The sequence below is a fragment of the Priestia sp. VA7 genome (assembly GCF_055710015.1).
Map to the genome: position 1 here is coordinate 650,197 of NZ_JBVQPN010000001.1, position 14,351 is coordinate 664,547.

The following is a 14,351-nucleotide window of genomic DNA, read 5'->3' on the forward strand; positions in this document are numbered from 1 at the left end:
GTTGCTAATAGGTAGACGGCTAAACGACCGTTATAAGGTATTGCAAGTAATTGGTGGAGGCGGAATGGCAAACGTCTATTTAGGTCGCGACATGATTTTGGATCGTGATGTGGCAATTAAAGTGCTTCGTTTAGACTTTGCAAGTGACGATGCGTTTATAAAGCGTTTCCATCGAGAAGCACAATCTGCTACGAGTATTGCTCATCCTAATATTGTCAGTATTTATGATGTTGGAGAAGAAGAAGATATTTATTATATCATCATGGAATATGTACCGGGTATGACATTAAAGCAATACATTCTGCAAGAATCACCACTATCTCTTGATAAAGCCATACATATTATGACGCAGATTACATCAGCTATTGCCCATGCTCATCAGTACGGAATTATTCATCGGGATATTAAGCCTCAAAATATTTTAATTGATCATGATGATACCATTAAAGTTACTGACTTCGGCATTGCCGTAGCACTAAGTTCTACAACCATTACGCATACTAATTCTGTTTTGGGCTCTGTTCATTATTTATCTCCTGAACAGGCACGGGGAGGGCTTGCGAATAAGCGTTCTGATATCTATTCGCTTGGCATCGTCCTATTTGAATTGCTAACGGGTCGAGTCCCTTTTTCTGGGGAATCGGCTGTGTCAATTGCATTAAAACATTTACAGACAGAAACACCTTCTCCAAAAAGATGGAATCCATCTATCCCTCAAAGCGTGGAGAATGTTGTATTAAAAGCAACAACTAAAGATCCATTTTACCGATACAGTTCCGTCGAAGAACTCGAAGCGGATTTACAGTCTGCTGTTCATCCAAATCGTTATAATGAACAAAGGTTTACGGTGCCTGATGATGAAGAAGTGACAAAAGCCATTCCAGTTATTAAGGAGGATTTTGTTGAATCCGAAGAAACGCACGTACCTGTGAGAAAACCTCCTCACTTAGAGCGCGAAGAACAAGAGGAAGAAGAGTTAAAGCCGAAGAAAAAAAAGAAGAAAAAGAAAAAAGGCAAAAGCAAGCTGATTGTAACGCTTGTTTTAATTTTTTTGCTGCTGGCAGCTGCTAGCGTAGCCGCCGTTACATTTATTCCGGCTTTATTACTGCCAAAAGACGTAAAGGTTCCTGATTTACATAATCAAGATTATGAATCAGCAGTAACCGATTTAGTTTCTTTAGGCTTTAAAGTGAAGAATCCTAAAGATATATCCGATAATGAGGTGGAAGAAGGCGACGTGGTTAAAACGATGCCAGAAGCGGGAGACGTTATCAAAGAAGGATCTAATGTCATTATTTATCGAAGTACAGGAAAGAAAAAAGAAGCATTTAACCGGTACATTGGAAGAAGCTTTACGGAAGTAAAAAGTCTGTTAGAAAAGCAGAATTATAAAGATATCCAATCCATCGAAGTTGAAAGCACAGAACCAAAAGGCAATATTACAGATCAGACGCCTAAAGAAACCGAACAAGTCGTGCCGGAGGATACAACGGTTACGCTATGGGTAAGTAAGGGGCCGCCGAAGATTACATTAAAGGATTTCTCGGGCTGGACGGAAAAAAGCGTAAAAGATTATGCATCAGATGAAGATATTGAAGTGGATGTAAAAACAGCGTATTCCGACACTGTTGAAAAAGGTCTTGTGATGTCTCAAAAGCCTGCAGCGGAGCAGAGTATCGAGCAAGGTGATAAGCTCACCATTACGGTCTCAATGGGCAAGGAGCCAAAAGCTCCTCAAACGGTATCAGTGGATGTGACTATTCCGTATAAAGAAGAGACTGACACCGAAGCAAGCACGGAACAAGGCGACGCAACGGAAACAGGCGATGCCATCGGAACAGAAGAGGAAAAGCCAAAGCCGCAAAAAGTACAAATTTATATCGAAGATGCAGATAACGATATGTCCGTTCCTGCTAAAGAACTAACGATTACTGAAACAACAAAAGAATCGTTCGATGTTTTAGTTGATGAAAATGAAAAAGCGTCTTATAAAATTGTCCGAGACGGGGAAGTTATTGAAGAAAAAGACGTTGAATATCCAGAGTGATAGGAGTGAGGTTATGCCAGAAGGAAGAATTATTAAATCCCTTAGCGGATTTTATTATGTTCTTCATGACGGACAAGTAACGCAATGTCGAGGACGAGGTGTTTTTCGTAAAAAGAAAGTAACGCCTTTAGTCGGTGACAATGTAGTATTTCAGGCAGAAAATAAGCTTGAAGGATATATACTTGAAATTAAAGAACGTAAAAATGAATTAGTTCGTCCCCCAATTTCAAATGTTGATCAGGCGCTGCTTGTTTTTTCAGCGATTGAACCTGATTTTAGCACGATGCTTCTTGACCGATTTTTAGTGTTAGTGGAGTCTAATCATATTGAACCTATTATTTGTATTTCAAAAGTAGATCTTTTATCACAGCAGCAAAAGCAAGAAATCGAGCAATATGCCGAAGAATATCGTAAAATAGGATATGAGGTCATTTTAACGTCGACAGTCACAGAAAAAGGCATGGAACAAATTCAGCCGTTATTTGAAGATCGCGTAACGGTTATTGCCGGACAGTCAGGTGTAGGTAAATCTTCATTGTTAAATACACTTAAACCAGAGCTTGAGTTAAAGACAAATGATATTTCAATGTCACTTGGAAGAGGAAAGCATACAACACGTCATGTAGAACTGATTTCGTTTGGTGAAGGTTTAGTAGCCGATACGCCAGGCTTTAGCTCACTGGAATTTTTAACGTTAGAAGTAGAAGAGTTAACCCATTGTTTTCCTGAAATGTCGCGTTTGAGTGAACAGTGTAAATTTCGAGGTTGTTTGCATGTGAAAGAACCGAAATGTGCGGTGAAAGAAGCATACGAACAAAAAGAAATTCCGAGTTATCGCTACGAACATTACTTGCAATTTATTGAGGAAATTAAGCAAAGAAAGCCGAGGTATTAAAAATGACAAAAATCGCACCTTCCATTTTATCTGCCAATTTTTCAAAGCTTGCTGAAGAAATTCGTGAAGTTGAAGCAGGTGGAGCAGACTACATCCATATCGACGTTATGGATGGCCATTTTGTTCCTAATATTACAATTGGACCGCTTATCGTTGAGGCTGTACGCCCTGTCACAACACTGCCATTAGATGTGCATTTAATGATTGAAAACCCAGATCAATACGTTCCAATGTTTGCAAAGGCAGGTGCTGATATTTTAACGGTACATGCTGAAGCGTGTACTCATTTGCACCGCACCATTCAATTAATCAAAGAACACGGCATGAAAGCAGGCGTTGCTTTAAATCCTGCAACGCCAATTGACGTGGTAAAGCATATCTTAGAAGATATCGATCTTATTTTATTAATGACGGTGAACCCAGGCTTTGGAGGGCAAAACTTCATTCCAAATGTACTGCCGAAAATTGAGCAAATCTCTCAGCTTATTGAAATTCGTCACCTTTCTATTGAAGTAGAGGTTGATGGAGGAATTAATGAAGAAACAGCAAGAAAATGTGTGGAAGCAGGAGCAAATGTCTTAGTGGCTGGCTCAGCTATTTATAACCAAGAAGACCGAGCTGGCGCAATTAGTCAAATTCGCACAACTGTTCAAGCGTAAGTAATAAAAGCTGCTGTGTACAACGAGTAGAACTTGTACACAGCAGCTTTTTCTTTTAGGATAAAGAAAACATATTTATTTCGTTCATTTTTTAATAGAAAAGGAGCATATACATAATGAAAATTCATATTCTAGCAGGGGGACCGGATGAACATATGCCGCCCCTGCACCAGTCAAACGATGTAAAGTGGGTAGGAGTAGACCGCGGCGTATTCCTTCTTCTTCAGCAAGACATTTTGCCCGTAAAAGCATTTGGAGATTTTGATTCCATTACAAATGCACAGCTTAAGCTAGTGAGAGAAGCATTACAAGATGTTGAATTGTATCCTGCAGAAAAAGATGCAACGGATTTGGAACTTGCTTTTGAGTGGGCAATAGGGCAAAAACCGGAAAGTATTTGTATCTTTGGAGCAACAGGTGGAAGGCTTGACCACATGTTTGGAAGCATTCAGCTCCTGTACAAAGGGTTAAAAGAGAAAGCGAATGTACAAATGATTGACAATCAAAATATCATTCAATTGTTTGAACCAGGCACTTATCATGTTGATCGTTTAAAGGAGTTTCACTATATTTCATTCGTTCCTTTTGCAGGCGGTGTAAAAGAGCTTACGCTAGAAGGTTTCAAATATCCGCTCAATAAGCATGAAGTAGAACTCGGCTCAACTTTATGTATTAGCAATGAACTTATTCAACAAAGAGGTACTTTTTCATTTACAAAAGGCATATTAATGATGGTAAGAAGCAATGATAAACGTTGCTTGTGATGAAGTATGGAAAATGAGAGCAGGACATAGGGCTTTCTTTAAAAGGAGATAAAGTGTGGAGACGGTTAGGAGGGACAGTATGAAATTCTATACAATCAAACTTCCAAAGTTTTTAGGTGGCATCGTAAAGGTCATGCTTAATTCGTTCAAAAAAGATTAACAACGCTGGAATAATAAAAGAAGCACCATAAAATATGGTGCTTTTTCATTATAAAGATTAAACGCGTTGAACTTTACCAGACTTAAGGGCTCTAGCTGAAACGTACACACGTTTTGGTTTACCGTTCACTAAGATACGTACTTTTTGAACGTTAGCACCCCATTTACGCTTAGTAGCGTTCATTGCGTGAGAACGTGCGTTACCTGAACGAGCTTTTCTACCAGTTACTACACATTTGCGTGCCATGATTTTCCCTCCTAACACCAAAAAAACTACTCAATTCTGTTTTGAGAAATACTATATTAATTTATCACAGCCTTACAGAGAATGCAATAGTTCTGGAGAAAAGCTTTCAAGAAATTTTCCTTGACATATAAAATGAATCTATGTTCAATAATATAGAGAGTAGAAATAGGTATAACTTGGGCTATTACTCATTTTAAGACAAGTTGATACCTAATACTGTCATCTTTAAAAGGGACAAGCTGGACGCCTCTTTTAAAACGAGATTGATTATAGTAGAATATTTATAACCTATGAAAGTAGAAAGGGGAACGAGTATGTCCATCGAAATGAAAACGAAGTATGGTCAAATTGATATCTCTACAGATGTAATTGCAACAATTGCTGGAGGAGCAGCTGTTGATTGTTACGGGATTGTGGGAATGGCTTCAAAAAATCAGCTTAAAGATGGTCTTACAGAAATTCTTCGCAAAGAAAACTTTACACGAGGTATTGTGGTAAGACAAGAAGAGGATGACGTACATATCGACATGTACATTATCGTAAGCTATGGAACAAAAATTTCTGAAATTGCTCATAATGTGCAAACAAAAGTAAAATACACACTGGAACAAACGGTTGGTTTAACGGTTGATTCAGTAAATATTTATGTGCAGGGTGTTCGTGTAACGAACGTTTAATTAAGGAGGAAGATTCGTGTCAATGACAACGTTGGACGGAAAGCGGTTTAGAGAAATGGTGCTTCAAGGAGCCCAGCATCTATCTAACAATGCAGATTATGTAGATGCGCTGAACGTTTTTCCTGTACCAGATGGTGATACTGGAACAAATATGAACTTATCGATTACGTCTGGTGCTAAAGAAGTAAAAAATAAACTATCTGATCACATCGGCCAAGTGAGTCAAGCTTTGTCTAAGGGCTTATTGATGGGGGCGCGCGGTAATTCAGGAGTTATTTTATCTCAATTATTCCGCGGTTTTGCGAAATCGGTTGAGCAAAAGTCAGCGATTACAACAGTTGAGTTTGCTGAAGCTCTTGAGCTTGGGGTAGAAACTGCTTATAAAGCTGTTATGAAACCAATCGAAGGAACCATTTTAACAGTAGCTAAGGATACTGCTAAAAAAGCAGCGGCTGTTGCTAAAAAGCAACCTGATATGATTCTGTTCATGGAAGAAGTACTTAAGGAAGCTAATGCTTCGTTAAATCGCACGCCAGATCTTTTACCCGTGTTAAAAGAAGTAGGCGTAGTGGATAGCGGAGGTCAAGGGCTTGTTTTAATTTATGAAGGGTTTTTAGCTGAATTAAAAGGTGAAAAACTTCCGGGTGTACCCATGTCAGCTCCTTCGATGAATGAACTCGTAAATGCTGAGCATCATAAGCATGCACAAAGCTATATGAATACAGAAGATATTGAATTTGGCTATTGTACAGAATTTATGGTAAGGCTGGAAGAGGATAAGCCTGCAGCTAAAACATTTTCTGAAGAAACGTTTCGTCAAGACTTAAGCAAATGGGGCGACTCATTGCTTGTAGTATCTGATAATGAAATCGTGAAAGTTCATATTCACGCTGAGCATCCTGGAGAAGTGTTAAACTACGGGCAGCAGTACGGAAGTTTAATTAAAATGAAGATTGAAAACATGAGAGAACAGCATAGCAGCATTGTTTCAGGTGAAGAAAAGCCTGCAGTAAAAAATGCTGAAAAACAGCCCTTTGGCACTGTTACTGTGTCAATGGGAAAAGGAATTGCTGAATTGTTCAAGAGCCTTGGGGCAACGGTTGTTATTGAAGGCGGACAAACAATGAATCCAAGTACGGAGGATATTGTCAAAGCGATTGAAGAAACAAATGCTGAACAGGTACTGATTTTACCTAATAACGGAAATATTGTGATGGCTGCTAACCAAGCGGCTGCTGTTGCCGGCAGTCACGTTTCGGTTGTCCCGTCTAAAACGGTTCCTCAAGGAATGACAGCGCTGCTATCATTTAATCCTCAGCAAAGCTTAAAAGAAAACGAGGAAGTAATGACTGAAGCTCTACAGCACGTGAAAACAGGACAAGTAACGTATGCAGTTCGCGATACAAATATTGATGGTCTTGAATTAGCTAAAGGCGATTTTATGGGTATTGCCGAAAAGAAAATCGTTGTAAAAGATTCAGAGAAATTAGAAGCAGCAAAAAAGCTATTGACTTATATGATTGATGACGAAGCGGAAATCCTTACGATTCTTCAAGGAGAGGATGTCTCAGACGATGAAGCTGAAGCGCTAACATCTTTTGTAGAAGAAACGTTTGAAGAAGTTGAGGTAGAGCTTCATAAAGGAGATCAACCTTTATATTCTTACATTTTTGCAATTGAATAGCCAAAAAAGAAGCATCCCTCCCGAGGGGCGCTTCTTTTTTGGTGTTTTTTAAGTTGAATACGAACTATTTTATTATTAATTGTTGTAATTGTTCGGTATATTAGGTATATTAGTTGAAAAGAACCCGTTTATATGGTAGTTTTGAAAACTGATTAAGTCAAATGTGAAAGAAAACAGCATGAGAGGAGAGACAACAGTGGATATTTTAAAAGGAACAGGTTTATTATTATTAGTTTTATTTTTATTTTGGTTGTTTAGCAACAAGGCACCTTATGGCATGAAAGCAATGGGGGCGCTGGCAAGCGGAGCGGTAGCTGCGTTTCTCGTAGAGGCCTTTCAGTCATATGTAGGAGGAGATTTACTAGGTATTTCATTCCTGGGTGAAGTTGGAAAGGCTGCAGGAGGAATGGGAGGAGTTGCGGCGGCAGCATTAGTTGCTTTGGCGTTAGGCGTATCTCCTGTATATGCTCTTATGATGGGGGTGGTGTGTTCAGGGCTAGGCTTGCTCCCTGGATTTTTTGCGGGATACCTCATGGCATTTGTAGTGAAATTTATTGAGAAAAAGGCACCTGCTGGTCTAGACTTATTAGGGAACATCTTAATTGCAGCACCTTTAACAAGATTAATTGGTAATGCATTCTCACCTATTGTAGATGCGACGCTTTTAAATATTGGAGGAATTATCAAAGACACAACAAGTGCTAGCCCTATTTTAATGGGAATTATTTTAGGCGGAGTTATCACAGTAGTAGCAACGGCTCCGCTTAGCTCAATGGCTTTAACGGCTATGCTAGGGTTAACGGGATTGCCTATGGCGATTGGAGCTCTTGCTGTGTTTGGTTCTTCTTTCATGAACTATGTGCTGTTTGATCGATTAAAAATTGGGGATCGTCGTACAACCATTTCAGTTGCAGTTGAACCTTTAACACAAGCGAATATTATTTCAGCAAATCCGATTCCTATCTACATTACAAACTTTGTTGGAGGTGCACTAGCCGGTGTGGTTGTGGCTCTGTTCGGATTGGTAAATGATGCTGCAGGCACGGCAACGCCAATCGCAGGACTTGCAGTGATGTTTGGGTTTAATGACCCTATGAAGGTCACAATTTGTGCAGTACTTTGCGCACTAGCGGGAGCATTAGCTGGGTTTATAGGTTCAGTTGTTTTTAAAAACTTTAAAATTAAAACAGTAGACGATGTAGCTTCCGAGCAAGAAGCAGCTTAAGTAATTCATCTTTTCCTGCATAATATAGTAAAAAAAGCGGTGTGCTTATCTTATTTTTATGGATAAATACACCGCTTTTTTTGTACGTGAGTCCCTAATAAAAATGAGAATTTTTAAATTTTTTAAGAGCGTGAAACAAAGCTTCCAAAAAGTCAAAAGCTCAAGTAACATATAAGTAATAACAATGTCTAAATAGCAGGGGGAAAATCCTTATGAAATATAAATCTGTCTTTGATATTATTGGTCCGGTAATGATTGGACCATCTAGCTCACATACAGCTGGTGCAGCGCGTATTGGACGCGTTGCACGAACGCTTTTTGGCAAGCAGCCCACAAAAGTTGTGGTTTCACTGTACGGTTCTTTTGCTCAAACGTATAAAGGGCACGGAACAGACGTAGCGCTGATTGGCGGTATTTTAGATTTTGATACGTTCGACCAGCGTATTCCGCAATCTTTGGACTTAGCTAAAAAAGAAGGAATGGACGTCACATTTGTTGAGGAAGCGGCAATCACAGATCATCCGAATACTGCTCGCATCAAAATGAGCGACGGATTAAAGGAAATTGAAGTTGTTGGAATTTCAATTGGTGGAGGAAAAATTCAAATTACGGAGCTGAACGGATTTGAATTAAATTTATCAGGCATGAATCCAGCTATTCTCGTTGTGCATAATGACCGATTTGGTGCCATTGCGACCGTTACGAATATTTTGATGAAACACTCAATTAATATCGGACATATGGAAGTATCTCGCAAAGAGCGCGGAGAAGTAGCGCTCATGGCAATTGAAATGGATACGAATATTGAAGATGATGTAATTGAAGAGTTAAAAACATTGCCTCACATTATTCAAGTAACAAGAATGGTTGAGTAGGATAGAGCGAATAGGACCGGCTTGAGAGAATAACTGGAGCCGAGTGATTATAGATGATTCTAAAGTGAAAATAAGACAGAATGATAGCGGAGGTTACTATATGTTTCGAAACGTAGCAGAACTAGTAGAATTAGCAGAAAGTCAAAATGTAAAAATTGCAGAGATTATGATTCAACAGGAAATAGATATCACGGGAGTTACTCGTGAAGAAATCATGGAAAAAATGGACCGGAACTTAACGGTTATGGAAGAAGCGGTTGAACGCGGTTTAAAAGGGGTACAGTCTGTTACAGGTTTAACAGGCGGAGATGCAGTGCTGCTTCAAAACTATATTCAAAGTGGAAAATCTTTATCTGGAAATTTAATTTTAGATGCAGTCAGCAAAGCTGTAGCGACAAACGAAGTAAATGCGGCAATGGGGACAATCTGTGCAACACCTACTGCTGGATCTGCTGGAGTAGTGCCAGGAACGCTGTTTGCAGTGCAACATAAGCTAAACCCAACTCGTAAAGAAATGATTGAATTTCTATTTACATCAGGTGCTTTTGGGTTTGTTGTAGCCAATAATGCGTCTATTTCAGGAGCAGCAGGTGGATGTCAAGCAGAAGTTGGTTCAGCTTCAGGTATGGCAGCGGCAGCGATTGTTGAAATGGCAGGAGGTACACCGAGTCAGGCAGCTGAAGCAATGGCAATTACTCTCAAAAATATGCTAGGATTAGTATGTGACCCAGTAGCGGGGCTAGTAGAAGTTCCATGTGTGAAACGAAACGCAATGGGAGCGGCGAATGCAATGATTGCAGCAGATATGGCCTTAGCAGGCATTACAAGTCGTATTCCATGTGATGAAGTCATTGATGCTATGTATAAAATTGGTCAAACAATGCCGGTTGCATTACGAGAAACTGCACAAGGAGGCTTAGCGGCAACACCAACAGGTCGCGAGCTTGAAGCGAAGATCTTTGGTATTGCATTAAATAAAAGTGAATGAACTAACAACTATTTCAATTAAAACCATTAAAGGTATTGGAGAGGAAACAGCACAAGCATTAGAGGATATGCATATTCATAGTGTGCATGACTTGTTAGAACATTTCCCATACCGCTATGAAGATTATGAGTTAAAAGATTTGGCTGAAGCAAAGCACGACGAAAAGGTCACCGTAGAAGGAAAGGTTCACAGCGTCCCCTCGCTTACGTATTACGGAAAAAAGCGTTCGCGCCTTACGTTTCGGCTGCTAGTAAACCGCTATTTGATTACGGTTACTTGTTTTAATCGCCCATACTATAAATCAAAGTTAGAAATCGATCAAACTGTTACGGTTACGGGGAAATGGGATCAGCACCGGCAAACGCTTAACTTGCAGGAGCTTCAATTTTCTCCGTTTGTTAAAAATCAAACGATTGAGCCTGTTTACTCGGTTAAAGGCAGCTTAACGGTCAAAGGAATGCGGAAGTTCGTCTCTCTTGCGTTGAAGAATTATGGCAGTAGCATTCAGGATATGCTCCCGGCCTCTATTCGTTCTAGATACAAACTAGTAACGCGTGAAGAAGCGGTTAGAAGTATTCACTTACCTCGTGATCATGAAGATTTAAAACAAGCAAGACGTCGATTTGTCTATGAAGAATTTCTACTTTTTCAATTAAAAATGCAGGCGCTTAGAAAGCGCGAAAGAGAAGAAACGCCTGGAATGAAGCAAGCATTTGATTCAACTGAGCTGGTAAACTTCACGAACCTGCTGCCGTTTCCGTTAACAAACGCTCAAAAACGTGTAGTAAACGAAATTACGCACGATATGAAATCGCCTTATCGCATGAATCGCTTGCTGCAAGGTGATGTAGGCTCAGGTAAAACAGTCGTAGCAGCGGTTGCTTTATACGCCACTGTTTTAGCAGGGCATCAAGGTGCTTTAATGGTACCGACTGAAATTTTAGCTGAACAGCATGCTGAGTCATTGACTGCGATGCTTGAAAAGGTAGGCATCAGCGTAGGCTTGCTAACAGGGTCTGTTAAAGGAAAAGCAAGAAGAGAGCTGCTTCAGCGAGTGAAAAACGGAGATGTTCATGTATTAGTAGGTACACATGCCTTAATTCAAGACGAAGTTATATATAGTAGTTTAGGGCTCGTCATTACGGATGAACAGCACCGCTTTGGAGTTGGGCAGCGCCGGGTTTTACGTGAAAAAGGTGAGAGTCCGGATGTACTGTTTATGACGGCGACTCCTATTCCAAGAACCCTTGCTATTACGGTATTTGGAGAAATGGATGTGTCCATTATCGATGAAATGCCAGCAGGACGTAAGGCAATTGAAACATACTGGGTAAAACATGATATGCTTGAACGTATTTTACATTTCGTTGAAAAAGAAATACATGACGGCAGACAAGCTTACGTTATTTGTCCGTTGATTGAAGAATCGGACAAGCTGGATGTTCAAAATGCAATTGATGTGCATGCAACACTCGCTCACTATTTTAATGGAAAAGCAAGCGTTGGTCTCATGCACGGAAGGTTGTCAGCTGATGAAAAAGAAGAAGTGATGAAACAGTTTAGCGTAAATGACGTGCAGATTTTAGTATCAACAACGGTTGTAGAAGTAGGAGTGAACGTTCCGAATGCAACCGTGATGGTCATTTATGATGCAGAGCGCTTTGGGTTATCTCAGCTTCATCAGCTAAGAGGACGCGTAGGGCGAGGAGATGCACAGTCGTATTGTATTCTGCTCGCAGATCCGAAATCAGAAGTTGGAAAAGAACGAATGACCATTATGACGGAAACAAACGATGGATTTGTATTATCAGAAAGAGACTTAGAGCTTCGTGGGCCTGGTGATTTCTTTGGTAGAAAACAAAGCGGGATGCCTGAGTTTAAAGTAGCCGATATGGTGCACGATTACCGTGCGCTTGAAGTAGCTCGAGAAGATGCTGCTAAGCTTGTAAATTCCGACAGCTTTTGGACAGAAGATCAGTTTGCACTGCTGAGAATACAATTAGAAGCAACGGGCGTATTGACTGGAGAAAAATTTGATTAGTAAAAGAGACTGAAACAAAGTAGTTTAGTTGAAGGAAAATCCGAACGATCAATCGTTCGGATTTTTTTCATTGTGATGATGAACGTAGATTTCATGTATGTGATGGGTATGTAGGTGCTTCTAACTGTTAAGTGAAGGGCAAGGCACTCCTGCGGGGAAAGCGGAATAGATGAGACCCCACAGAAGCGTAAGGAACAAGGAGGATCACGGGCCGGCCACGGAAAGCGAAGTCTTGCACGGAAATCAGCAGCGGTGTAACAAGCAATCTATACGAGCTCCTTTATCCCATTTGTTCATCTTTAGATTGAAGTGATCTAGTTATGTCTCAATCTCTTTTCGTCTATAAAGATAAAAAGCGGCTTAGTGTGAAAGAGTTAGCGGCTGGTGGCCATTAATACGACGTCAATGCACAGAATACAGCATGTGAAAAATGTTGCAATTAGAAGGCAATGATTATATACTGCTATTAGTACCTAGTATTAAAAGTTCGGATGGTGGACAATGAAGCGCAGTAAAAAAGAAAGACAGCATCTATTAAAAACGACAATTGAAGAAAACCCATTTATTACGGATGAAGAACTAGCAGACCGTTTTTCAGTGAGCGTTCAAACAATTCGATTAGACCGCCTAGAGTTGTCGATTCCTGAACTGCGAGAACGTATTAAGCATGTAGCTTCAAAACAACTAGACGAGGAAGTGCGTTCGCTTCCGATTGAAGAAGTAATTGGAGAAGTTATCGACATTGAACTAGATCAATCAGCGATATCTATTTTTGATGTGAAAACAGAGCATGTGTTTCAGCGTAATCAAATCGCTCGTGGTCACCACCTTTTTGCGCAAGCTAATTCGTTAGCTGTCGCTGTTATTAACAATGAACTAGCGCTCACAGCAGATGCGTCGATCCGTTATCATCGCCCTGTTAAGCTTCATGAACGAGTGATAGCAAAAGCGAAAGTTCTGTCAACTAGTGAAGTGCGAACCACCGTTGAGGTAAACAGCTATGTAGGGCAAGAGCAAGTGTTCTCTGGCACTTTTAAAATGTATCGTTCTACAAAGGATAAATAATAAAAAGGATGAGACGCAACATGAAACTAGCTATTGATGCAATGGGCGGAGATCATGCACCGAAAGCCATTATTGAAGGTGTAGAAAAAGCTACTGCTCAATTTAAAGAATTACATATTACGTTAATTGGAAACGAAACAGAAATAAAAAAGTATTTAACAAATTCAGATCGTATTTCGATTATTCATACAGAAGAAACCATTGATGCAACTGATGAGCCAGTGCGAGCTGTGCGCCGCAAAAAACAAGCATCTATGGTATTAATGGCAAATGAAGTAGCCGAAGGTCGTGCTGACGCTTGTATTTCAGCAGGAAATACAGGGGCGTTAATGACAGCGGGACTTTTTATTGTAGGTCGCATCAAAGGCATTGAACGTCCAGCACTTGCTCCGACGCTTCCGACACTAGATGGAAAAGGGTTTTTAATGCTAGACGTTGGTGCAAACGTTGATGCCAAGCCTGAACATTTGCTCCAGTACGCTGTGATGGGGTCTGTGTATGCTGAAAAAGTACGCGGCATTCAAGCTCCTAGAGTGGGACTGCTGAACATTGGAACTGAGGATAAAAAAGGAAACGATTTAACAAAGCAAGCCTTTCAGCTACTAAAAAATGCTGATCTTAATTTTGTAGGCAACGTGGAATCCCGTGATTTGCTAAACGGCGTAGCGGATGTGGTTGTAACAGATGGTTTTACAGGGAATATGACTCTTAAGAGCATTGAAGGAACGGCGCTTTCCTTGTTTTCTATGATTAAACAAGAATTAATGAGCACGTTAAAAAGCAAGTTAGCTGCAGCAGTGCTAAAGCCTCAGCTGCAGGGGTTAAAAGCGAAAATGGATTACAGTGAATATGGAGGCGCAGGGCTGTTTGGATTGCATGCGCCTGTTATCAAAGCGCACGGTTCGTCGGATGCGAATGCAGTATTTAGCGCGATTAAGCAAGCTGTGAATATGGTGGAAAACAATGTGTCTTCCACTATTCAAAAAGCAATCGAACAAACTGCTAATGAAGAAAAGGAGAGATAA

14 protein-coding genes are annotated in these 14,351 nt (G+C 40.2%); 13 read left to right on the forward strand and 1 reads right to left on the reverse strand.

Annotated features, from left to right (window positions below; translation table 11 throughout):
* Position 1 precedes the first annotated feature (1 nt).
* From pknB to spoVM, 5 genes are all read left to right on the forward strand, one after another.
* Positions 2–2,047: a Stk1 family PASTA domain-containing Ser/Thr kinase gene (gene pknB, locus AC0C45_RS03440; protein WP_472927977.1), complete on the forward strand. Its 2,046-nt coding sequence runs from the start codon at positions 2–4 to the stop codon at positions 2,045–2,047.
* 13 nt (positions 2,048–2,060) lie between these two features.
* Entirely contained in the window at positions 2,061–2,942 is an 882-nt protein-coding gene (rsgA, locus tag AC0C45_RS03445; protein WP_013084823.1) for a ribosome small subunit-dependent GTPase A, read from the forward strand.
* Between the two features lie 2 nt (positions 2,943–2,944).
* Positions 2,945–3,601 carry a ribulose-phosphate 3-epimerase gene (rpe, locus tag AC0C45_RS03450; protein WP_013084822.1) on the forward strand — a complete coding sequence of 219 codons (657 nt, stop codon included), beginning with the start codon at positions 2,945–2,947 and terminating at the stop codon, positions 3,599–3,601.
* 116 nt (positions 3,602–3,717) lie between these two features.
* Positions 3,718–4,365: a thiamine diphosphokinase gene (locus tag AC0C45_RS03455; RefSeq protein WP_016765422.1), complete on the forward strand. Its 648-nt coding sequence runs from the start codon at positions 3,718–3,720 to the stop codon at positions 4,363–4,365.
* 79 nt (positions 4,366–4,444) lie between these two features.
* Positions 4,445–4,525 carry a stage V sporulation protein SpoVM gene (spoVM, locus tag AC0C45_RS03460; RefSeq protein WP_016765421.1) on the forward strand — a complete coding sequence of 27 codons (81 nt, stop codon included), beginning with the start codon at positions 4,445–4,447 and terminating at the stop codon, positions 4,523–4,525.
* A gap of 57 nt (positions 4,526–4,582) precedes the next feature.
* Here spoVM and rpmB read toward each other — a convergent pair whose 3' ends face one another.
* Positions 4,583–4,771, reverse strand: coding sequence for a 50S ribosomal protein L28 (rpmB, locus tag AC0C45_RS03465; RefSeq protein WP_013058914.1), 189 nt, complete (start codon positions 4,769–4,771; stop codon positions 4,583–4,585).
* Positions 4,772–5,085: 314 nt separating this feature from the next.
* Between rpmB and AC0C45_RS03470 the strand changes: the two genes are divergently transcribed.
* The 8 genes from AC0C45_RS03470 (at position 5,086) to plsX (ending at position 14,351) form a co-directional block, all read left to right on the forward strand.
* Complete coding sequence (locus AC0C45_RS03470; RefSeq protein ID WP_013058913.1) at positions 5,086–5,448, forward strand: Asp23/Gls24 family envelope stress response protein; 363 nt, start codon at positions 5,086–5,088, stop codon at positions 5,446–5,448.
* A 16-nt stretch (positions 5,449–5,464) separates the two neighbouring features.
* Complete coding sequence (locus AC0C45_RS03475) at positions 5,465–7,132, forward strand: DAK2 domain-containing protein (protein WP_472927901.1); 1,668 nt, start codon at positions 5,465–5,467, stop codon at positions 7,130–7,132.
* A gap of 196 nt (positions 7,133–7,328) precedes the next feature.
* The gene (locus tag AC0C45_RS03480) at positions 7,329–8,357 is read left to right on the forward strand and encodes a PTS sugar transporter subunit IIC (RefSeq protein WP_016765419.1); all 1,029 of its coding nucleotides are present in this window, start codon (positions 7,329–7,331) and stop codon (positions 8,355–8,357) included.
* Between the two features lie 212 nt (positions 8,358–8,569).
* On the forward strand, positions 8,570–9,232 hold the full coding sequence (sdaAB, locus tag AC0C45_RS03485) for an L-serine ammonia-lyase, iron-sulfur-dependent subunit beta (protein ID WP_013058911.1): 663 nt from the start codon (positions 8,570–8,572) through the stop codon (positions 9,230–9,232).
* 100 nt (positions 9,233–9,332) lie between these two features.
* The gene (sdaAA, locus tag AC0C45_RS03490) at positions 9,333–10,220 is read left to right on the forward strand and encodes an L-serine ammonia-lyase, iron-sulfur-dependent, subunit alpha (protein ID WP_013084817.1); all 888 of its coding nucleotides are present in this window, start codon (positions 9,333–9,335) and stop codon (positions 10,218–10,220) included.
* Positions 10,213–12,261: an ATP-dependent DNA helicase RecG gene (recG, locus tag AC0C45_RS03495; RefSeq protein ID WP_034649187.1), complete on the forward strand. Its 2,049-nt coding sequence runs from the start codon at positions 10,213–10,215 to the stop codon at positions 12,259–12,261. The genes sdaAA and recG overlap by 8 nt, the downstream gene beginning before the upstream one ends.
* Before the next feature lie 501 nt (positions 12,262–12,762).
* On the forward strand, positions 12,763–13,326 hold the full coding sequence (fapR, locus tag AC0C45_RS03500; RefSeq protein WP_013084815.1) for a transcription factor FapR: 564 nt from the start codon (positions 12,763–12,765) through the stop codon (positions 13,324–13,326).
* 20 nt (positions 13,327–13,346) lie between these two features.
* Positions 13,347–14,351: a phosphate acyltransferase PlsX gene (gene plsX / locus AC0C45_RS03505; RefSeq protein WP_016765417.1), complete on the forward strand. Its 1,005-nt coding sequence runs from the start codon at positions 13,347–13,349 to the stop codon at positions 14,349–14,351.

What these genes read in the sequence shown, in the direction of transcription:
- rsgA (WP_013084823.1), top strand. Translation starts at nt 2,061, where the DNA reads ATGCCAGAAGGAAGAATTATTAAATCCCTTAGCGGATTTTATTATGTT.
- rpe (WP_013084822.1), top strand. Translation starts at nt 2,945, where the DNA reads ATGACAAAAATCGCACCTTCCATTTTATCTGCCAATTTTTCAAAGCTT.
- AC0C45_RS03455 (WP_016765422.1), top strand. Translation starts at nt 3,718, where the DNA reads ATGAAAATTCATATTCTAGCAGGGGGACCGGATGAACATATGCCGCCC.
- spoVM (WP_016765421.1), top strand. Translation starts at nt 4,445, where the DNA reads ATGAAATTCTATACAATCAAACTTCCAAAGTTTTTAGGTGGCATCGTA.
- rpmB (WP_013058914.1), bottom strand. Translation starts at nt 4,771, where the DNA reads ATGGCACGCAAATGTGTAGTAACTGGTAGAAAAGCTCGTTCAGGTAAC.
- AC0C45_RS03470 (WP_013058913.1), top strand. Translation starts at nt 5,086, where the DNA reads ATGTCCATCGAAATGAAAACGAAGTATGGTCAAATTGATATCTCTACA.
- sdaAB (WP_013058911.1), top strand. Translation starts at nt 8,570, where the DNA reads ATGAAATATAAATCTGTCTTTGATATTATTGGTCCGGTAATGATTGGA.
- sdaAA (WP_013084817.1), top strand. Translation starts at nt 9,333, where the DNA reads ATGTTTCGAAACGTAGCAGAACTAGTAGAATTAGCAGAAAGTCAAAAT.
- fapR (WP_013084815.1), top strand. Translation starts at nt 12,763, where the DNA reads ATGAAGCGCAGTAAAAAAGAAAGACAGCATCTATTAAAAACGACAATT.
- plsX (WP_016765417.1), top strand. Translation starts at nt 13,347, where the DNA reads ATGAAACTAGCTATTGATGCAATGGGCGGAGATCATGCACCGAAAGCC.